The 19635-nt window shown below is 59.9% G+C and carries 18 protein-coding genes; 5 read left to right on the forward strand and 13 right to left on the reverse strand.

The window, feature by feature from the left end; genetic code table 11:
- Positions 1 to 239: 239 nt before the first annotated feature.
- The gene (gene pncB / locus T3A99_RS10175) at positions 240 to 1445 is read left to right on the forward strand and encodes a nicotinate phosphoribosyltransferase (RefSeq protein ID WP_322834268.1); all 1206 of its coding nucleotides are present in this window, start codon (positions 240 to 242) and stop codon (positions 1443 to 1445) included.
- Between the two features lie 23 nt (positions 1446 to 1468).
- On the forward strand, positions 1469 to 2296 hold the full coding sequence (gene nadE / locus T3A99_RS10180) for an ammonia-dependent NAD(+) synthetase (RefSeq protein WP_047227330.1): 828 nt from the start codon (positions 1469 to 1471) through the stop codon (positions 2294 to 2296).
- 170 nt (positions 2297 to 2466) lie between these two features.
- Here nadE and azu read toward each other — a convergent pair whose 3' ends face one another.
- The gene (gene azu, locus T3A99_RS10185) at positions 2467 to 2913 is read right to left on the reverse strand and encodes an azurin (RefSeq protein ID WP_173407444.1); all 447 of its coding nucleotides are present in this window, start codon (positions 2911 to 2913) and stop codon (positions 2467 to 2469) included.
- Between the two features lie 156 nt (positions 2914 to 3069).
- Here azu and T3A99_RS10190 point away from each other — a divergent pair, with 156 nt between their 5' ends.
- The 3 genes from T3A99_RS10190 to T3A99_RS10200 all read left to right on the forward strand — a co-directional run bounded on the left by T3A99_RS10190 (position 3070) and on the right by T3A99_RS10200 (position 4104).
- On the forward strand, positions 3070 to 3195 hold the full coding sequence (locus T3A99_RS10190; RefSeq protein WP_257220608.1) for a hypothetical protein: 126 nt from the start codon (positions 3070 to 3072) through the stop codon (positions 3193 to 3195).
- 61 nt (positions 3196 to 3256) lie between these two features.
- Positions 3257 to 3844 (forward strand): TIGR00730 family Rossman fold protein, encoded by a 588-nt coding sequence (locus T3A99_RS10195; protein WP_107321468.1) that lies wholly within the window; start codon positions 3257 to 3259, stop codon positions 3842 to 3844.
- 68 nt (positions 3845 to 3912) lie between these two features.
- A complete protein-coding gene (locus T3A99_RS10200) occupies positions 3913 to 4104 on the forward strand; it encodes a hypothetical protein (protein WP_047227327.1) in 192 nt (63 codons plus the stop codon).
- Positions 4105 to 4211: 107 nt separating this feature from the next.
- Here the strand turns inward: T3A99_RS10200 and T3A99_RS10205 are convergent, their stop codons facing one another.
- From T3A99_RS10205 to rpsF, 12 genes are all read right to left on the reverse strand, one after another.
- Positions 4212 to 5105, reverse strand: a complete 894-nt coding sequence (locus T3A99_RS10205) for a transglutaminase family protein (RefSeq protein WP_047227326.1) — start codon at positions 5103 to 5105, stop codon at positions 4212 to 4214.
- Complete coding sequence (locus T3A99_RS10210; RefSeq protein ID WP_322834269.1) at positions 5105 to 7591, reverse strand: circularly permuted type 2 ATP-grasp protein; 2487 nt, start codon at positions 7589 to 7591, stop codon at positions 5105 to 5107. Before T3A99_RS10210 ends, T3A99_RS10205 begins: the two co-directional genes overlap by 1 nt.
- A gap of 101 nt (positions 7592 to 7692) precedes the next feature.
- Positions 7693 to 10968, reverse strand: coding sequence for a transglutaminase family protein (locus tag T3A99_RS10215; protein ID WP_322834270.1), 3276 nt, complete (start codon positions 10966 to 10968; stop codon positions 7693 to 7695).
- A gap of 175 nt (positions 10969 to 11143) precedes the next feature.
- Positions 11144 to 11605 carry a hypothetical protein gene (locus T3A99_RS10220; RefSeq protein ID WP_076382894.1) on the reverse strand — a complete coding sequence of 154 codons (462 nt, stop codon included), beginning with the start codon at positions 11603 to 11605 and terminating at the stop codon, positions 11144 to 11146.
- Positions 11606 to 12067, reverse strand: a complete 462-nt coding sequence (locus T3A99_RS10225; protein WP_047227322.1) for a hypothetical protein — start codon at positions 12065 to 12067, stop codon at positions 11606 to 11608. It abuts the gene before it with no gap.
- Entirely contained in the window at positions 12067 to 12984 is a 918-nt protein-coding gene (locus T3A99_RS10230) for a hypothetical protein (protein ID WP_047227321.1), read from the reverse strand. The genes T3A99_RS10225 and T3A99_RS10230 overlap by 1 nt, the downstream gene beginning before the upstream one ends.
- A 256-nt stretch (positions 12985 to 13240) precedes the next feature.
- On the reverse strand, positions 13241 to 15541 hold the full coding sequence (locus T3A99_RS10235) for a YgiQ family radical SAM protein (protein WP_047227320.1): 2301 nt from the start codon (positions 15539 to 15541) through the stop codon (positions 13241 to 13243).
- Between the two features lie 251 nt (positions 15542 to 15792).
- On the reverse strand, positions 15793 to 17190 hold the full coding sequence (gene dnaB / locus T3A99_RS10240; protein WP_027911801.1) for a replicative DNA helicase: 1398 nt from the start codon (positions 17188 to 17190) through the stop codon (positions 15793 to 15795).
- A 136-nt stretch (positions 17191 to 17326) separates the two neighbouring features.
- The gene (rplI, locus tag T3A99_RS10245; protein WP_047227319.1) at positions 17327 to 17773 is read right to left on the reverse strand and encodes a 50S ribosomal protein L9; all 447 of its coding nucleotides are present in this window, start codon (positions 17771 to 17773) and stop codon (positions 17327 to 17329) included.
- An 18-nt stretch (positions 17774 to 17791) separates the two neighbouring features.
- Positions 17792 to 18685 carry a hypothetical protein gene (locus T3A99_RS10250; protein WP_047227318.1) on the reverse strand — a complete coding sequence of 298 codons (894 nt, stop codon included), beginning with the start codon at positions 18683 to 18685 and terminating at the stop codon, positions 17792 to 17794.
- A gap of 36 nt (positions 18686 to 18721) precedes the next feature.
- Positions 18722 to 18952, reverse strand: a complete 231-nt coding sequence (gene rpsR / locus T3A99_RS10255; RefSeq protein ID WP_002551829.1) for a 30S ribosomal protein S18 — start codon at positions 18950 to 18952, stop codon at positions 18722 to 18724.
- 28 nt (positions 18953 to 18980) lie between these two features.
- Positions 18981 to 19409: a 30S ribosomal protein S6 gene (rpsF, locus tag T3A99_RS10260; protein ID WP_003186395.1), complete on the reverse strand. Its 429-nt coding sequence runs from the start codon at positions 19407 to 19409 to the stop codon at positions 18981 to 18983.
- Positions 19410 to 19635 lie beyond the last annotated feature (226 nt).

The raw sequence follows: 19635 nt of genomic DNA on the forward strand, positions 1-19635 counted from the left end.
GCTATCGCGGGCAAGCCTTGCTCCCACAGGGGGTGTGCACAGCTGCCGGTCGCCCACTCTCTTGTGGGAGCAAGGCTTGCCCGCAATGAGGCCCGTTGGCATATCCAGACACTCCAGCGGGGTACCCGCCGTTAAAAAATCGCTGGCAATACTCACCAGGGTTATGCGCCACTAGCCCCTTCACCACCAACCGCTTCACCCCGCTGCCCGCCGCAGCGGCCTGTCTGGAGATTCCCGCCATGAGCGAGAGTGTATTTGCCGATCGCATCGTGCAGAACCTGCTCGACACCGACTTCTACAAACTGACGATGATGCAGGCGGTGCTGCACAACTACCCCAACGTCGAAGTCGAATGGGAATTTCGCTGCCGCAACAGCGAAGACCTGCGCCCGTATCTGGCGGAGATCCGCTTTCAGATCGAACGCCTGGCCGAGCTGAATCTGAGCGTCGACCAGTTGGGCTTCCTGGAGCGCATCAGCTTCCTCAAACCCGATTTCCTGCGTTTTCTGGGCCTGTTCCGTTTCAATCTGCGCTATGTGCACACCGGTATCGAGAACGGCGAGCTGTTTATCCGCCTGCGTGGGCCATGGTTGCATGTGATTCTGTTCGAAGTGCCGCTGCTGGCCATCGTCAGCGAGGTACGTAATCGCTATCGCTACCGCGAGATCGTTCTGGAGCAGGCGCGCGAACAGCTGTATCGCAAGTTCGACTGGCTGACCGCCAACGCCAGCGCCGACGAGTTATCCGAACTACAGGTCGCGGACTTCGGCACCCGCCGGCGGTTTTCCTATCGCGTCCAGGAAGAAGTCGTCAACGTGCTCAAGCACGATTTCCCTGGACGCTTCGTCGGCACCAGCAATGTGCACCTGTCCCGCGAGCTGGACATGAAACCCCTGGGCACCATGGCCCACGAATGGATCATGGCCCATCAGCAACTGGGCCCGCGGCTGATCGACAGTCAGATCGCCGCCCTCGATTGCTGGGTGCGTGAGTACCGGGGCCTGCTGGGAATCGCACTGACCGATTGCATCACCATGGACGCTTTCCTCAAGGACTTCGATCTGTTCTTCGCCAAGCTGTTCGACGGCTTGCGCCATGACTCCGGGGACCCGGTCATCTGGGCCGAAAAAGCCATTGCTCACTACCACAAGCTCGGTATCGACCCGATGAGCAAGACGCTGGTGTTCTCCGATAGCCTGACACTGCCCAAATGCCTGGAGATTTTTCGGGCATTGCGTGGTCGCATTAATGTCAGCTTCGGTATCGGCACCAACCTGACGTGTGACATCCCGGGTGTGGAGCCGATGAGCATCGTGCTTAAAATGATCAGCTGTGACGGGCAACCCGTGGCCAAGATTTCAGACGAGCCCGGCAAGACCCACTGCAAAGACCCGAATTTCGTCGCTTACATGCGACACGTTTTCCAAGTACCTGCCGCCCTTTGACACACCAAGCAAGGAGTGAATTCATGCAAGCCGTACAGCGTGAGATTGCTGAACAGCTCAAGGTTCAGCCACCGTTCGCCGATGACGCTGCCCTCAAGGCCGAAGTCGCTCGTCGGGTGGGCTTTATCCAGGATTGTCTGGTCAACTCCGGACTCAAGACCCTCGTACTGGGCATCAGCGGCGGGGTCGATTCGCTGACCGCCGGCCTGCTGGCCCAACGCGCAGCGCGTGAACTGCGGGAGAAAACCGGCAACGCCGCCTACAAGTTCATTGCCGTGCGCCTGCCGTACGAAACCCAGTTCGACGAACATGAAGCCCAGGCCTGCGTGGACTTCATCGAGCCGGACGAGCGCCATACCGTCAACATCGGTCCGGCGGTCAAGGCACTGGCCAAGGAAGTACTGGCGTTCGAAGGCAAAGGGCCGGGCTCCCGGGATTTCGTGCTGGGCAATACCAAGGCGCGGATGCGCATGGTGGCGCAGTACACCATCGCCGGTGCCGAGCAAGGCCTGGTCATCGGCACCGACCATGCGGCCGAAGCCGTGATGGGTTTCTTCACCAAGTTCGGTGACGGCGCCTGTGACCTGGCGCCGTTGAGCGGCCTGGTGAAAAACCAGGTCCGGGCTATTGCCCGAGACTTCGGTGCGCCGGAATCGCTGGTGGAAAAAGTCCCCACTGCCGACCTTGAGGACCTGTCGCCCGGCAAGCCCGACGAAGCCGCCCACGGCGTGACCTATGGCGAGATCGATGCGTTCCTGCATGGGCTGCCGGTGCGCGAAGAAGCCGCTCGAATCATTTGCGAGACCTATCGCAAGACCGAGCACAAGCGGGTGATGCCGTACGCGCCGTGACCGGCAATCCCTGTGGGAGCGAGCCTGCTCGCGATAGCGGTGGGTCAGTTTGCATTGATGTTGAATGTGCTGCCGTCATCGCGAGCAGGCTCGCTCCCACAGGATGTGCGGTTATTGGCGAGGCACAAAAAAGCGCCCTGAAACGGGCGCTTTTTTTATGCCTGATGTGATTACTTCAGGGTAACCGTGCCTTTCATCATCGAGATGTGGCCCGGGAACGAGCAGAAGAAGCCGTATTTCTCATCGGCGCTCAGTTTCGATACATCGAAAGTCACCGAGTCCTTCTCCTTGGCCCCAATGAGCTTGGTGTGAGCGATGATGCGCGCATCGCCTTCTTTCAGGTAGTTCTTGTCGATGCCGGCTGCCAGGCCATCGGTAGCAATCGGCTGCATGTCAGCCTCTTTGCTCAGTACCCAGTTATGGCCCATGACGTTCTTCGGCAAGTTGCCTGAGTGAGTCAGTTCAACGGTGAAGGTCTTGCAGCTCTTGTCGATCTCGATGGCCTTGGTGCTGAAGGACATCTGGTCGGTCGAGTCGATGGTGGTCTTGCACTCGGCTGCCATCAGCTGGCTGCTGGCCAGCGTCAACAGGGATACTGCAGCAAGTTTGGCAAACATGGTGAATCTCCAAGGCATGGTTAGAAAAATTCCGTCAATGGGGAAGACTGCCTGAATTTCAGACAAGTTCCTATGACCTGAGTCAAAGATTGTATACAACTTAAGGCTATCAGCCTGATGAGCATAATCAACCAGCCAAAGGTATGAGGCGGCCATATGATCAGCTCCATCACCTCTCTGGAGTACCGCATCATGAACCTCAACGGCCTGCTGTGCAGCTTGCTTGCCGCCTACGCCTGCGGTGCCAGTGGCACCTACGAAAAACCCCGGCGCGAGGTTTAATTGCTTTGCGCAGCCAAAGCCAGGCTTTACTCTGGTCCAGTTACTGACCACGGAGTAAGGCATGTCTTTAGCGTCTGTTTGTGTATTTTGCGGCGCCAGCACCGGTAGCCACCCAGCCTATCGTGAAGCGGCGCAGGCCTTGGGGCGTGCGTTGGCAGAACGAAAACTGACCCTGGTCTATGGCGGCGGCGCGGTCGGCTTGATGGGCATCGTCGCCGATGCGGCCCTGGCGGCCGGCGGCGAAGTGATCGGTATCATCCCGCAGAGCCTCAAAGACAAGGAAATCGGCCACAGCGGGCTGACCCGCCTGGAAGTGGTGGACGGCATGCACGCCCGCAAGGCACGCATGGCTCAGCTCAGCGATGCCTTCATCGCCCTGCCCGGCGGCCTTGGCACGCTGGAGGAGTTGTTCGAAGTCTGGACCTGGGGCCAGCTCGGCTATCACAGCAAACCGCTGGGGCTGCTGGAAGTGAACGGTTTCTACAGCAAACTCACCGGTTTTCTTGATCATATCGTCGGCGAAGGCTTCGTCCGTGGGCCCCACCGTGACATGCTGCAAGTGAGCGAATCACCCCACCACCTGCTCGATGCGCTGGACGAATGGCAACCGTCGGTGCAGCCAAAGTGGGCCGAACAAAAACCCAGCTAACGGCTCGACCCCGATACAGGGCAGAATACGCGCCGCTCAACCTCACCTTCGACCCCAGAGGATCGCCCATGGCCAAACCCAATTATTCCTTCGCCAAACGTCAGAGAGACTTGGCCAAGGAGCAGAAGAAAGAGGAAAAGCTTCAGCGCAAGAAAGCTACCGCTGAAGAAGAAGCAGCAGCACTGACCCCGGATACCGAAGGCGACGTGGCAGCAGACGTAGATGTTGATGCACCGAAAGATCAGACGCCCGACGCCTGATACCCTCAGGGCCCGATGATCTGATCCGGCCCCCCGGTTCTGTGTCCAGGGTCGGCAGCCTCGCTGCCGGCCCTCACAGCCCAGTCCGTTCCCACACTGGGATCTGTTTACGATTCAAGCGGCATCACCGTCACCCGCACTTCGGGGTCATGATCACCGCCGCCCAGAATGACTCCCCGCAACGGCGACACATCGGAAAAATCCCGGCCCCAGGCCAATGTGATGTGTTCCAGCGCCGGCTGAACGTTGTTGGTCGGGTCGAAGTCCACCCAGCCCAGCACCGGGCAAAACACCGAGATCCAGGCGTGCGAGGCATCGGCACCGATCAACCGTGGCTGACCCGGCGGCGGTTGAGTCAACAGGTAGCCGCTGACGTAACGCGCCGCCAACCCGCGGGAGCGCACGCAGGCCAGCATCAGGTGAGCAAAGTCCTGGCAAACGCCCCGCCGCCGTTCCAGCACCTCCACCAGCGGCGTTGCCACCTGGGTGGCTTCGGCATCGAAGGTGAACTCCTCGAATATTTTCTCCATCAGCGCCCGCACGCCGAGCATCAATGGGCGCCCCGGCGCGAAACAGCTTTCGGAAAACTCGACAAAGCTGCGCTTGAGGTGCACATAGGGTGACTCGAAACGATAGCGGCACGCATCCAGCAACGGAGCAGCCATTGGCCGGCCGCTGTAGGTCAACGCATGACGGGTTGACTCCCAGGCGGGGGACAAACTGAAGTCCAGCACAGGACGCGCCAACACTTCCACGCTCAGACGCGCGTTGACCAGCAACTCGTCATGGGGCCGTTCGAACGCCAGGCGGGTCAGTGGGTTGCCGAACACATCCAGCTCATCGCGGCGGGTCGTCGGCTCCGGGCTGATCAACAACTGCTGCTCGGTGCAACGCTGCCACTCACAGGGGCGCGGCCACAGGTGAGCAAGCTGCTGGGCCAGGGATACCGGGCTGTCGTAATGGTAGTGGGTGTCGTGGAATATCTGGTAACGAGCGCTCATCAGACGGACACCGTACGCTGGCTGACGTCATCGACGTGAGCGAAATGACGCAAGGCCAGGCGATCGGACACCTGGCCGCTGACGTCGGCCACTTCCTGCAACAGATCGGCCAAGCCATCGAGGGCTGCGCGCAGGCTGGCCTCGCCGAACAGCGGACTCTCCAGGCAACGCAGGTCAAAGCATGACAGGCGAGCGACCAGCTCTGGCAAGGCGGTTTCCCTGGGCGCGCCGAAGTCATCGTTCAAGCGCTTGAGGGTACGGGCCACCAGTTTCAACTGGAAGAGCACCGCGTGAGGGTTTTGTTCGTCCAGCAACAGCAGGTCGAGCACCGGAATCAACTGGGCCACCGCCAGGTAACGCGAACGATAGGTGATGCTGCTGTTGCCCAGTTCCAGCAACCAGTCCAGCCCCGCCTGGTCGAACACCGCCTCGCCTCGCAGGAACGCCGCAAGGCTGCTGCTGAGAAATTGCAGGCGCTCCAGACGACGACCGATCATCAGGAAACGCCAGCCCTCGTCGCGGGTCATGTCGTCCAACGCGAATCCGGACAACGCCGCCAGGGACATCACCAAACGGTTGAGAAAATCCAGCAACTCACCGAAATCCGGCTCCGCGGTTTCCAGCTCCATGGCTTCGCGCTGCAGCTCCACCAGTGCCTGCCAGTTCTCCCGGGACAGCTTGCCGCGAACCTGGGAGGCCGCCCACTGCAATCGCTGCAGGTTGGAACGCAGGCTGAACGACCAATCGTCCCCCAACAAGGCCGCCAGCAGTCGCTCGGGCAGCTCGCCCTCCTCCGGCAACAGCATCAGGCTTTCCCCCAGGGACACCGCCGACAGCAGCGCTTGCGGGTCGTCGCCATCGACATAGCGCGCCAGCATGATCCGCAGCAGCCGCGCACTGTCGTCACAGCGCTCGCAGTAGCGACCGAACCAGAACAGATTTTCCACGACGCGGGACGGCAGATAGGGATCACGCCGAACCAGATCGTGGACGCCCACGGTTCGCTGGGCCTTCCATTGTTCGCCACTGGGCGGCTGTTCTCCCAAGACCCAAGTGTCCTTACTGGCGCCACCTCGCTGCATCGATACCACTTCGGCGTCGGCCTCGGCCGCCACGCGGGTCAGGCCGCCCGGCAGCACCCGATAGTCATCCTCCCCGGAAACGGCATACACGCGCATGCCGATGGCCCGCGGCTGAAGCTGACCGTCTTCGGCCTGCCAGACCGGTGCCTGGGACAGCTGCGCCAGTTCCTGGGCGACATAGGCGTAGGGACGCGCCTGCATGCGCGCGGCCAGAAGTGCACGCTGTTGTTCGTTCAGGTCGCGCCCCAATACCGGGCTGAAACTTTGGGAAGGAAACGCCGGTTTGATCAGCAAATGCGGCAGTTTTTCCAAGGCCTGGGCCAGCACCGGCGGCTCACCGCACCACCAGGTGGCGATGGACGGCAGTATCAGTTCCTCACCGAACAGAAACTGGCTGATCTTTGGCAAAAAGCCCAACAAGCCCGGTGATTCCAGCACGCCGCTGCCCAAGGCATTGGCCACCAGAACCCGGCCCTGGCGCACCGCCTCCAACAATCCCGGTACACCCAAGGCCGAATCGGTGCGCAGCTCCAACGGGTCGCAGAAATCATCGTCGAGCCGGCGCATGATGGCGTGAACCCGTCGTAGCCCGCTCAGGGTCTTGAGGTACACCGTGGCGTCGCGAACGGTCAGGTCGCTCCCTTCCACCAGCGGATAGCCCAGCTGGCGCGCCAGGTAAAGGTGTTCGAAATAGCTTTCGTTGAACCGTCCAGGCGTCAACAGCACCACCAGCGGCGACTCGCCATCACTGGGGGCCTGACGCGCAAGGGTCTGCTGCAAGGTGCGGAAGAAACCGGCCAGGTGCTTGACCTTCAGGTCACGATACAAATCGGGAAAGGCGCGGGAGACGATCATGCGATTTTCCAGCGCATACCCGGCCCCCGAAGGCGCCTGGGTTCGATCCGCCGTGACCCACCAGCGACCGTCGGGCGTACGGGCCAGGTCCACGGCATACAGGTGCAGGAAAATGCCGTCCGGCGGCGTGATGCCCTGGCACGGCCAGAGAAAATTGTTGTGCCCGAACACCAGTTCCGCCGGCAGCAGCCCCTCACTGATCAGCCGTTGCGGCCCGTACAGGTCGGCCAGTACTGCGTTGAGCAAGCGTGCACGCTGGGCGATGCCCGCCGACAGTTGCTTCCACTCCTGCGCATCGATCACGTGGGGCAGCAGGTCCAGCTCCCACGGCCGGTCGGCGCCCTTCGGGTCCGCATAGACGTTGTAAGTGACACCGTTTTCCTGGATCTGCCGGGCCAACAGTGCCTGACGCTGGAGCAGTTGGGCCGGCGTACTGCGCTGCAAATGGTCGAGCAGGCGGCGCCAGTGCCCGCGCACCGCGCCGCTGTCGTCCAACAGTTCGTGATAGGTGCCCGTCGTCAGCGGGTAACGGTCAAGCAGGTCAGGCATGGAAAGCTCGGCAGACAGCAATGAAACGTGAGACTAGCGCAAGCGCATGACACCCGGATAGTTGAAATATCCGGGTGTCGTGTACGACTTGGGGAGCGCTCTCAAAAACGTCGCAGATCGAGCGTGAGGGGAAACTCGTCGTCCACTGCCAGGAGGGGTATCGGAAGTTTCCCCGGCGTGTGTCCGAGACGGAAAAAACGCGCCATTCGCCGGCTCTCCGCCTCATTGGCATTCACCGGCAGGCTGTCGTAATTACGTCCCCCCGGATGAGCCACATGATACTGGCACCCCCCCACCGAACGTTGCGTCCAGGTGTCGAGTAAATCGAAGACCAACGGCGCATGGACCGCAATGGTCGGTTGCAGGCAGTTGGCCGGCTGCCAGGCGCGAAAACGCACCCCGGCGACAAATTCGCCGACCCGGCCGGTGGCTTGAAGCGGCACCGGTATACCGTTGCAGGTCAGCAAATACCGTTGCGGCGCCAGGCCGCTGAGCTTGACCTGCAAACGTTCAAGAGAAGAGTCCACATACCGCACGGTGCCGCCCACCGCCCCCTCTTCTCCCAGTACATGCCAGGGTTCAAGGGCCTGGCGCAATTGCAGTTCGATGCCACTGACCGCGTAATCGCCCACCTTGGGAAAACGAAACTCCAGGTGCGCGGCGAACCATTCGGCCCGCAGCGGGTAACCGGCGGCGTTCAGTTCATTGATGACGTCGGCAAAATCCTGTTCGATAAAATGCGGCAACAGGAAGCGGTCATGCAGTTCGGTCCCCCACCGCGCCAGCTTCGCAGGCAGGTAGGGCTCACGCCAGAACCGCGCCACCAGCGCCCGCAGCAATAGCTGCTGGGCCAGGCTCATACGGGCGTGGGGCGGCATTTCAAAAGCCCGCAGCTCCAATAGACCGAGACGCCCGGTGGCGCCGTCCGGCGAATAGAGCTTGTCGATGCAAAATTCGGCACGATGGGTGTTGCCGGTCACGTCGATCAACAGATTGCGCAACAGCCGATCAACCAGCCAGGGCGGGCACTCTTCGCCAGGTTGCGGCATTTGTGCGAAGGCAATTTCCAGCTCATACAACGCATCGTTGCGCGCTTCGTCCACCCGGGGCGCCTGGGACGTCGGGCCGATGAACAAGCCGGAAAACAGGTAGGACAACGACGGGTGGTTATGCCAGTAGCTGATGAGACTGCGCAGCAGGTCAGGGCGCCGTAGAAAGGGAGAGTCGGCCGGGGTTGCGCCCCCTAGTACGAAATGGTTGCCACCACCGGTGCCGGTGTGCCGACCGTCGATCATGAATTTCTCGGTGGTCAGCCGGGTCTGTCGCGCCTCTTCGTAAAGAAACTCGGTGCGCTCGACCAGTTCATCCCAGGTCGCGGACGGCTGCACGTTAACCTCGATCACACCCGGATCGGGGGTGATGCGAAAGTTACTCAGGCGCGGGTCGCTCGGTGGCTCGTAGCCTTCCAACAGTACCGGGCAATGCAGCTCCTCGGCTGTCGCTTCGATGGCGCTGACCAGTTCCAGATAATCCTCGACCCGCTCCAGGGGCGGCATGAACAGGTACAAACGCCCCTCGCGAGCCTCGGCACAAAACGCCGTGCGGGTCAGCCAGTCGGCGGATTCGTCAATCTGCGGGGCACGATCCTGCTCGGTTGCCGGCTCACCATGACGGGCCAGGCGTTCGGCATCGGGCAGCACCGGCAGGTCCTGGTTCGGGTCGGTGGGATGAATGAAGGGGTATTCGGCCGCTGTCACCCAGGGCTGGGAAGCCAATGGCAGGCGATAGCCCAGGGGCGAATCCCCCGGTACCAACCGGCAGTGACTATCGCGCAGGTACCATCGACCGCTTTGCCATTGATCGCCCTTGGCGGTACGCGCCAGCGGCAGGACCTGCCCGATCACTTTGTCCAGGCCCTGACTGAAGACCTTGCGCAACCGTTCCCGCTCCAAAGCATCTTCCAGGCGGGGGTCCTGGGCCGTGACGTTCGATGGCAATGCACCTTCGCGCCAGAGGTAATAGAAATTGTCCTCGTAGGCTGGGAACACGAATCGCGCAGGAATTTTCAAACGCTCGGCAACGCTTGTCAGAAAGCGCCCGGCCATTTCGCCGTCGGCGCCGTAGTCCTGCTGCTCGTCAGCGATCAACGCGCTGTTGTGCCAGATCGGCACTCCGTCACGCCGCCAATAGCAGTTGAGCGACCAGCGCGGCAACTGCTCACCGGGGTACCACTTGCCCTGGCCAAAATGCACAAGCCCCTGGGGCGCATAATGCTTGCGCATGCGCTGGAACAGCTCGGCGGAGAGGCGACGTTTGTCCGGCCCCAGCGCGGCGGTGTTCCATTCGGCGCCGTCCGGGTCATCAATCGAGACGAAGGTCGGCTCGCCCCCCATGGTCAGGCGCACATCGCCTTCCAGCAGGTCGGCATCAATTTTCCGGCCCAACGCCTGAATCGCCAGCCACTGCTCTTCGGTGTAGGGCTTGGTGACCCGTGGCGCTTCCCAGATCCGCTCGACGGACATTTCGTGGCTGAATTCGCACTCGCACGGTTCCACCAAGCCACTGATGGGCGCCGCCGAGGACGGATCGGGACTACAGGCCAACGGGATATGCCCTTCACCGGCGAACAACCCGGACGTCGCATCCAGGCCGATCCAGCCGGCACCGGGCAGGTAGACCTCGCACCAGGCATGCAAGTCGGTGAAATCCACCTCGGTACCGGACGGACCGTCGAGGCTTTTCACGTCGGCGGTCAACTGGATCAGGTAACCGGAAACGAACCGCGCGGCCAGGCCAAGGTTGCGCAACAACTGCACCAGCAACCAGGCCGAGTCGCGGCAGGAACCGGACGCATGCTCCAGGGTGTGCTCCGGGGTCTGGACGCCCGGTTCCATACGGATCAGGTAGTTGATGTCTTCGCTCAGGCGCTGGTTGAGCGCCACCAGGAAATCCACCGCCGGCAACGGCGTGCGGTCGATGCCGTCCAGATAGGCCTGGAATCTCGGCGTCAACGGCAGGGTTTCAAGGTAAGGCGCCAACTCCTTGCGCTCGTCGGCGGCATAGGTGAACGGAATTTTTTCCGCGTAGGGCTCCAGGAAAAAGTCGAACGGATTGAACACCGCCATTTCAGCCAGCAGATCGACCTCAATGCGCAGCTCCCGGGTTTTCTCGGGAAACACCAACCGCGCCAGGTAATTGCCCTGGGGATCCTGCTGCCAGTTGATGAAGTGCTGGTCAGGCGCGACCTTCAGCGCATAAGAAAGAATCCGCGTGCGGCTGTGGGCCGCCGGGCGCAGGCGAACGATCTGCGGACCGAGCTCGACAGCGCGGTCGTACCGGTAATGCGTGACATGGTGCAATGCGACGTGAATCGACACGACGTACCTCCTGCGAGCCTGGGCGTTATCGAAAGCGGCGCAAGACTTATGCCATGCAGGCAAGCCGGACACTTTCTTCGTCTACTCAAGGCAGTAGAGCACTAAAAGCGCGCGATGCTCGCATTCGGGTGCAAAGCTAAGCACATAAATGTGGCAGCGGCGGTAGCGAATCGACTCAACGCCGTGAGCGGGAGGCTTTGGCGGCCTGGATGAAGAGTTCGCGTTGGCGGCGGACTTCTACCAGCTTGCTGCGCATTTCGCGGTGACGTTTGCTGTTGAGCAGTAGCAGCCCGAGCAATGGAAAAAACAGACCCGCCGCATAAACGAATCGATTCGGGCGATAACCAATAGTCGGCAAGACACACAACAGACAGACCACAAAAAGCCCGGCAAACACCCAGACCCAACCCGCTCTGCCGCGCACGACCATAAAGTTGCTATGGACCAGAACCAACGTACAAATAGCAATGCATACAGCGGAAATTTTCGCTTGGCTCGACAACGTAGCGCGCACAAAAAAACTGTCGAGAAGAGCAAAGAGCGCCAGTAAACACGATATTTTCGCCACGAATATCGTTGCGATGAAGGTCGGAAAGTAGCGCTTCATAAAATGGATGAAAGTCGGATAGTTTTCCATCTAGCGTCCTTTCCTTTTCTTCTGTAAACGGACGGCAGACCTTATCGCCATACGCTCCTCGCGCAACTCCGACAATTTCTGGCGCATCTCTCGATGGCGCTTACTGTTGAGCAATAGCAGCCCCAGCAACGGGAACAACAACCCCGTCACATAGGCAAAAGGATGCGGCTTGTAGCCGTAGGTGGGGAGGACCGTGAAGAGACACGCCAGATAGAACACAACGATGGCACGAACACCCCATGACCGCCCCCTGATCATGACGAAATGGCTCAACGCCAAGAGCAAAGAGAGGATCAACGCAACCAGAAAAGAATACTTGGCCCGTTCAGGATCGCCTCGAAAGTAAGTGCTAGAGACTAATGAAATTGAAGCGGAAACCGCGAAACAGGCTAGAAAAAAAGCGCAGATGAAGGTTGGAAAATAATGAGCGAGGAAAGCGTTCAATGAATGCTTGCGGTCCATTATTCAACTTCCTCATACAGCCCCACGGCAATTGTCTTCAGGTTCCCAGACAAGCTACTGCCCGTTAAGCCGATGGCGGCCCCCAGAGAGTCGCGAATCTGGGTCACGGTCGCGTGATTGATCTGGGTAGCCGTGAAACGCTTTGCAAGCGTCCCCGAACGCTGGCGAAGCTTCAATAGTTTGTTAGTCAGGCTTGGGTCCTTCAGTGTTAACAACTCTTTGGTCAATGCCTTTCTTTGCTGACGAGTCAAACCTTTGGAAAGCTCGTACCAACTCCTGCCAGTCGAGACCTTCCTCGCTTGCAAGAGTTTGAGCGTTGTTAAAGTGGATGCCCCGGCTCCCAGCAATGATGCGGCATCCAACACTGGCATTGCGTAGCGATACCAGTCCTCACTGTCCATATCATCATTAGCTGCTGGATCGTTGAGTTCGTTGTAGGTACGCATGCTCCCAACCACGCACTGCGCAGTACTGGCAGCGGCGGCGGTAGCCCCCACGGCTGTGACAACCAGGCTTGCACCCGCTGTAAATGGAACTGCGATCGTGCCACTGAAAACCACAATCCAGCCCAGAATGGCGCCAGCGCAGGATAACGTCGTATTGACAGCCTCTCCCACTAAACGAGACTCACGCGGGTTGTTCTTTACCTGATCAGCAAACTGAGCCGGCGCAATGTACTTCTGCGCCTCGCGCAAGATGATCCGCTTGGGCTTGATACTGCAAATCGGCTTGAACTCGCGCAGGGTCACCACGTTGAATTCGGCATCGATGTACACCACGCCAGCGCCGACGATACTGGGATCGGCGTCGATGGCCGCGAACAGGCGCGGCAGGTTGATCTGGCTTTCGATGCGTTGGCGGGCCATGAACTGGGAGGGGCTGTAGTCCATGCCGATACCCGGTAAAGGGGTACTCATATGAATCGTCCTTGAAAATCCGAGGGTGAGAACTTTATTGCCTGTGTGGCCGTGATTGCGGGCAAGCCGGGCTCTGCCAGGGCCAACACTGACATCTGTGGCGAGGGAGCAAGCTCCCTCGCCACAAGAGCGGTGTTTGGCTTTATTGCACGGAACTGACTGGCATTGGCGGTCGCCACGATAGCAAACGAGTAGCACAGCCGCTAGAAAGCAAAACGCCAGCTTTTAAGCTGGCGTTTGCAATGTGGCTTGGCGATCAGCGCGGTACGACTGGCTTGCGCGCGGGTTTCGGCCCTTTGCCCTTGGCGGCGTCCTTGCGCTCCTTGGCGGCCTGCTGGTTGCGGGCGAATGCCGCGGCCTTGGCCTGCTCGCGCTTGTCCCACGGGTTGCCGCCGTCGCTGGCGCGCGGTGGCAGACCGGTGTGCTGGGTCAGGATCTTGGTGGTTTCCTTGCCTACCTTGTGGCTGCCAGCCGGCGTCGAGTTCTTGCGACGGGCGCTCTGGTAGCTGTCGGTGGCTGGCTGGTGCAACGGAATCAATTGATTCTTGCCCGGCCCGATCAGGTCGGCGCGGCCCATGCGGGTCAGCGCTTCGCGCAGCATCGGCCAGCCCTTGGGGTCGTGATACCGCAAGAAGGCCTTGTGCAGGCGGCGCTGCTCCTCGCTCTTGACGATGGTCACCGCGTCGCTCTTGTAGGTGACCTTACGCAGCGGGTTCTTGCCCGAATGGTACATGGCCGTGGCGGTGGCCATCGGCGACGGATAGAACGCCTGCACCTGGTCAGCGCGGAAACCGTTGCCCTTGAGCCACAGCGCCAGGTTCATCATGTCTTCGTCGGTGGTGCCCGGGTGGGCGGCGATGAAGTATGGAATCAGGTACTGCTCTTTGCCGGCTTCCTTGGTGTACTTCTCGAACATCCGCTTGAATTTGTCATAGCTGCCGATGCCCGGTTTCATCATCTGGTTGAGCGGACCTTCCTCGGTATGTTCCGGGGCGATCTTCAGGTAACCACCCACGTGGTGGGTCACCAGTTCCTTGACGTATTCCGGCGACTCGACCGCCAGGTCGTAACGCAGGCCGGAGGCAATCAGGATCTTCTTCACCCCAGGCAATGCCCGGGCGCTGCGGTACAGCTGGATGAGCGAAGAATGGTCGGTATTGAGGTTCGGGCAGATACCGGGGAACACACAGGATGGCTTGCGGCACGCGGATTCGATTTCCGGGCTCTTGCAGGCAATGCGGTACATGTTCGCGGTCGGGCCGCCGAGGTCGGAAATGACGCCGGTGAAGCCCGGGACCTTGTCGCGGATCTCTTCAATCTCGCGAATGATCGATTCTTCAGAGCGGTTCTGGATGATCCGGCCTTCGTGCTCGGTGATCGAGCAGAAGGTGCAGCCGCCAAAGCAGCCACGCATGATGTTCACCGAGAAACGGATCATCTCGTAGGCCGGGATCTTTTCCTTGCCGTACGCCGGGTGCGGAACACGCGCGTAAGGCATGCCAAACACGTAGTCCATTTCCTCAGTGGTCATCGGAATGGGTGGTGGGTTGAACCAGACATCGACTTCACCATGCTTCTGCACCAGAGCACGGGCGTTGCCCGGGTTGGTTTCCAGGTGCAGCACGCGGTTGGCGTGAGCGTAGAGCACCGCATCGCCACGAACCTTTTCCACCGACGGCAGACGAATCACGGTCTTGTCGCGAGTCATGCGCGGGCTCGCCAGAATCTGCACGACCTTGGCTTCGCTCGGGTCTTCAACCGGACCTTTCTCTTGCTCGATGGCGCAGGCAGCGGTGTCCTGGGTGTTCACATACGGGTTGATGATCTTGTCGATCTTGCCCGGGCGGTCGATGCGGGTGGAATCGACCTCGTACCAGCCTTGCGGGGTGTCGCGGCGGATGAACGCGGTGCCACGGACATCGGTGATGTCTTCAATCTTGTGGCCATAGGACAGGCGCTGGGCGACTTCGACAATCGCCCGCTCGGCGTTGCCGTAGAGCAGGATGTCGGCGCAGGCGTCGATCAGGATCGAGTTGCGCACCCGGTCCTGCCAGTAATCGTAATGGGCGATGCGGCGCAGGGAGGCTTCGATACCGCCGAGCACGATCGGCACATGCTTGTAGGCTTCCTTGCAGCGCTGGCTGTAGACCAGGCTCGCACGGTCCGGCCGCTTGCCCGCCATGCCACCCGGGGTGTAGGCGTCGTCGGAACGGATTTTCTTGTCGGCGGTGTAGCGGTTGATCATCGAGTCCATGTTGCCGGCCGCGACGCCAAAAAACAGGTTCGGCTCGCCGAGCTTCATGAAGTCGTCTTTGGACTGCCAGTTTGGCTGGGCAATGATCCCGACGCGAAAGCCCTGGGCTTCCAGCAGCCGACCGATGATCGCCATGCCGAACGACGGGTGATCGACGTAGGCATCACCGGTCACAATGATGATGTCGCACGAATCCCAGCCGAGCTGATCCATCTCCTCCCTGCTCATGGGCAGGAACGGCGCTGGGCCGAAACATTCGGCCCAGTACTTGGGATAGTCAAATAACGGCTTGGCTGCTTGCATGTCGATGACCGGTATGAAAGATGAAAAATCGCGGGCGCGGAATATAGCACAAAATTTGACCAATTCCGACGACTATGGTCGGAAATCGGTGGCGCACCGCACATCAAATGTGGGAGCGAGCTTGCTCGCGAAAGGGCCAGCACATTCAATGCATGTGCTGACGGTTACACCGCTATCGCGAGCAAGCTCGCTCCCACAGGGGAAGTGCAACCTTCTGGAGAAGGGGCTCGCTCCCACAGGAGCCAAACAGGTTACTCGTCGTCATCAAAATTGTAGCTACCCGGCGCCAGGTTCTCGAATCGGGTGTATTTACCGATAAAGGCCAGGCGAATGAAGCCGATCGGGCCGTTACGCTGCTTGCCGATGATGATTTCAGCGATGCCCTTGTGCTCCGTCTCCGGGTGGTACACCTCGTCACGGTAGACGAACATGATCACGTCGGCGTCCTGCTCGATCGCTCCGGATTCACGCAAGTCGGAGTTCACCGGGCGTTTGTTGGGGCGCTGTTCCAGGGAACGGTTCAACTGAGAGAGCGCCACCACCGGGCAGTTGAATTCCTTGGCCAGGGCCTTGAGGGAACGGGAGATTTCGGAAATCTCGTTGGTCCGGTTGTCGCCACTGGAGCCCGGAATCTGCATCAACTGCAGGTAGTCGATCATGATCAACGCGATATCACCGTGCTCACGCACCAGGCGACGGGTCCGGGCGCGCATTTCCGAAGGGCTGATACCGGCAGTATCGTCGATGAACAGCTTGCGGTCGTTGAGCAGATTGACCGCCGAAGTCAGGCGCGGCCAGTCGTCATCTTCCAGTTGGCCGGAACGGACCTTGGTCTGGTCGATACGCCCCAGGGACGAGAGCATACGCATGATCAGCGATTCACCTGGCATCTCCAGGGAGTACACCAGTACGGCCTTGTCGCTGCGCAGCACGGCGTTTTCCACCAGGTTCATCGCAAAGGTGGTTTTACCCATGGACGGACGGCCGGCGACGATGATCAGGTCCGATGGCTGCAGGCCGCTGGTCTTCTCATCGAGGTCGGTGTAGCCGGTGGACAGGCCGGTGATGGCGTTGTCGGTGTTGAACAGGGTGTCGATGCGGTCGATGGCCTTGGTCAGCAGATCGTTGACGCTCACCGGGCCACCGGTTTTTGGCCGGGCCTCGGCGATCTGGAAGATTTGCCGTTCCGCTTCATCGAGGATCTCGGCAGCGGTTCGGCCTTCCGGGTTGAAGGCGCTGTCCGCGATTTCGGTGCTGATACCGATCAATTGGCGCAAGGTCGCCCGTTCGCGCACGATCTGGGCATAGGCCTTGATGTTGGCGACAGACGGCGTGTTTTTTGCCAACTCACCCAGGTAACCGAGGCCGCCAACCTGAGACGTCTGGCCTTCCTTGTCCAATTGCTCGGCCAGGGTCACCACGTCGATCGGCATGTTCTGATCGGCCAATCTTGCGATGGCACGGAAAATCAGGCGGTGGTCATGTCGGTAGAAATCGCCGTCGGATACTTGATCGAGCACGCGTTCCCAGGCGTTGTTGTCCAGCATCAGACCACCGAGCACGGCCTGTTCGGCCTCGATGGAGTGCGGAGGCACCTTCAGGGCTGCGGTTTGCAGATCGTATTGCTCGGGAGCGGTGATTTCGTTCATGGCCACTTGATTCTTTTGGAAACGCAGGGGGTTTTGAAAATCAGCAATTGCAGAAAGACAAAGGGCACGACCTGTAAACAGGATCGTGCCCGATGTTACCGACTAGTACCCGAGGGTGCCAGCCGACAGGTATTGCTTAAGCTGCTACCACGACAACGCGTACGGTGGCTTCAACTTCGGCGTGCAGGTGCACGGCTACGTCGAATTCGCCTACGTTGCGGATGGTGCCGTTCGGCAGACGAACTTCGCTCTTCGACACTTCAACGCCAGAGGCGGTCAGTGCGTCAGCGATGTCGTGAGTACCGATCGAACCGAACAGCTTGCCTTCGTCGCCAGCGGTGGCAGTGATGGTCACTTCCAGCTCGGCCAGTTGGGCAGCACGGCTTTCAGCCGAGGTCTTACGGTCTGCTGCGGCTTTTTCCAGCTCAGCGCGACGCTCTTCGAACGCGGCCAGGTTGGCAGCGGTCGCAGCGGTGGCTTTGCCGTAAGGCAGCAGGTAGTTACGACCGTAACCGGCCTTAACGTTTACTTTGTCACCCAGGTTGCCCAGGTTGGTGACTTTTTCCAGAAGGATCAGTTGCATGTGAAAATCCTCTAACTTTTAACCTTCACCGTTCGCGTTGTCGGCGTCTTTCGGCGCCATACGACCGCGAAAATCAATCAGGCTGTCGACGATGGCCAGGACCACCAGCAACGGATAGATCAGCTGCATGAACAGCAACAACGTGACGTACAACCCCACCAGCCAGAACCTGGCCAGTCGCTTTTGCGCCACCAGCCCGTGAATCAGGGCCAGAGCGGCAAATACCAGCGGTACACTGCACAACGGCGTGAGCATGGCCATCTGCGGACCGAAGTTCGGCCCCAGAAGCATGCCCGCCAGCAGCAACATCGCCAGCCCAAGCGGGAAACGGATGGCGCGAAATTCGCGACCAAAACCACCCGGGTTGTACAACAACGCCTGCCAGTAGCGCCCGATAATCAGGCTCAGCACACTGACGATTTGTAACAAGGCCGCAATCAGGCCGGTCAGGACCGGTGCGATCAGGGACGCGAAACGCGCTTGCTCCTCTACCGACATCTGCTGGTAGAGATCACCGAGGGCCTCGGGCAGGATTTTTATCAAAGCCTGCGACAGCATCTCGATCTGGGGCGCGAAAGCCACCCCAAGCACCACTGAAAACACCACTCCCATCGCTATGCTGACCAGCAGCACGCGGTTCCAGGATTCGCTTGCGCGCAACACCAACGCCAGCGCCGAAGACCCCAACAGCACCATCAGTGCCCGCGGGTCAGCGGAATACAACCACCAGAGCAAAGCCGGCAGCAGTCCCAGAGCAAGAACGCCAAGGGCGTCCTTCAATCCGCGCCGCAGGAGTACAAGACTCACCGCGGCAGCACCCAACCAATACAACAACGGCAATGCCGCGCATCCAGCCACTACCAGAGTGGCCTGCATACGACCGCGCATGATGAACTCAGCTAAGGCGCGCATGCATTCAATCCTTTGCTACGTGTCGACTGCCCGGTCTCAGCGGCCGTGGCTGTCGGTGTAGGCCAGCAGGGCCAGGAAGCGGGCGCGCTTGATAGCGGTGGCCAGCTGACGCTGATAACGAGCTTTGGTACCGGTGATACGGCTTGGAACGATTTTGCCGGTCTCGGATACGTAGGCTTTCAGAGTGTTGAGATCTTTGTAATCGATCTCTTTCACGTCTTCAGCGGTGAAGCGGCAGAATTTACGACGACGGAAGAAACGTGCCATGTGATTGGCTCCTTAAAAGGTCCGTGGATTACTCGTCAGCGTTATCGCTGTTGTCGCTGTCGCTATCGCTGTCATCGCCATCGGCGCTGTCAGAGTGCTCAGGACGGTCGCGACGCTCACGGCGCTCACTGCGGTTTTCTTCAGCCTTGAGCATCTCGGATTGGCCGGTGACGGCTTCTTCGCGACGGATGACCAGGTTACGGATCACTGCATCGTTGTAGCGGAAGTTGTCTTCCAGCTCGGCCAGGGCCTTGCCGGTGCATTCAACGTTCAGCATCACGTAGTGAGCCTTGTGAACATTGTTGATTGCATAGGCCAGTTGACGACGGCCCCAATCTTCCAGACGGTGGATTTTGCCGCCGTCTTCTTCGATCAGCTTGGTGTAACGCTCAACCATGCCGCCGACTTGCTCGCTTTGATCCGGGTGGACCAAAAAGATGATTTCGTAATGACGCATGAATGCTCCTTACGGGTTGTAGCCTGCCGCTCAAAAACGGTCAGACAAGGAGTGAATGACACTTATGGACTTGTGGACGCTAGACACATAAGTGCCTGCCATCACAGCAAGGGGCGCAATTGTAGAGAAGGGCCGAGGGCGGCGCAAGGTGATTGGTGATTATTTGAACAACCCCAATGTTTACCCACACAAACCATTGTGGGAGCGAGCCTGCTCGCGATGAGGG

The sequence above is a fragment of the Pseudomonas sp. N-137 genome (assembly GCF_034555295.1).
GTDB lineage: Bacteria > Pseudomonadota > Gammaproteobacteria > Pseudomonadales > Pseudomonadaceae > Aquipseudomonas > Aquipseudomonas rhizophila.

Coding starts and splice junctions, on each gene's coding strand:
- pncB (WP_322834268.1), top strand. CDS start 240: ATGAGCGAGAGTGTATTTGCCGATCGCATCGTGCAGAACCTGCTCGAC.
- nadE (WP_047227330.1), top strand. CDS start 1,469: ATGCAAGCCGTACAGCGTGAGATTGCTGAACAGCTCAAGGTTCAGCCA.
- azu (WP_173407444.1), bottom strand. CDS start 2,913: ATGTTTGCCAAACTTGCTGCAGTATCCCTGTTGACGCTGGCCAGCAGC.
- T3A99_RS10190 (WP_257220608.1), top strand. CDS start 3,070: ATGATCAGCTCCATCACCTCTCTGGAGTACCGCATCATGAACCTCAAC.
- T3A99_RS10195 (WP_107321468.1), top strand. CDS start 3,257: ATGTCTTTAGCGTCTGTTTGTGTATTTTGCGGCGCCAGCACCGGTAGC.
- T3A99_RS10200 (WP_047227327.1), top strand. CDS start 3,913: ATGGCCAAACCCAATTATTCCTTCGCCAAACGTCAGAGAGACTTGGCC.
- T3A99_RS10205 (WP_047227326.1), bottom strand. CDS start 5,105: ATGAGCGCTCGTTACCAGATATTCCACGACACCCACTACCATTACGAC.
- T3A99_RS10210 (WP_322834269.1), bottom strand. CDS start 7,591: ATGCCTGACCTGCTTGACCGTTACCCGCTGACGACGGGCACCTATCAC.
- T3A99_RS10220 (WP_076382894.1), bottom strand. CDS start 11,605: ATGGAAAACTATCCGACTTTCATCCATTTTATGAAGCGCTACTTTCCG.
- T3A99_RS10225 (WP_047227322.1), bottom strand. CDS start 12,067: ATGGACCGCAAGCATTCATTGAACGCTTTCCTCGCTCATTATTTTCCA.
- T3A99_RS10230 (WP_047227321.1), bottom strand. CDS start 12,984: ATGAGTACCCCTTTACCGGGTATCGGCATGGACTACAGCCCCTCCCAG.
- T3A99_RS10235 (WP_047227320.1), bottom strand. CDS start 15,541: ATGCAAGCAGCCAAGCCGTTATTTGACTATCCCAAGTACTGGGCCGAA.
- dnaB (WP_027911801.1), bottom strand. CDS start 17,190: ATGAACGAAATCACCGCTCCCGAGCAATACGATCTGCAAACCGCAGCC.
- rplI (WP_047227319.1), bottom strand. CDS start 17,773: ATGCAACTGATCCTTCTGGAAAAAGTCACCAACCTGGGCAACCTGGGT.
- T3A99_RS10250 (WP_047227318.1), bottom strand. CDS start 18,685: ATGCGCGCCTTAGCTGAGTTCATCATGCGCGGTCGTATGCAGGCCACT.
- rpsR (WP_002551829.1), bottom strand. CDS start 18,952: ATGGCACGTTTCTTCCGTCGTCGTAAATTCTGCCGCTTCACCGCTGAA.
- rpsF (WP_003186395.1), bottom strand. CDS start 19,409: ATGCGTCATTACGAAATCATCTTTTTGGTCCACCCGGATCAAAGCGAG.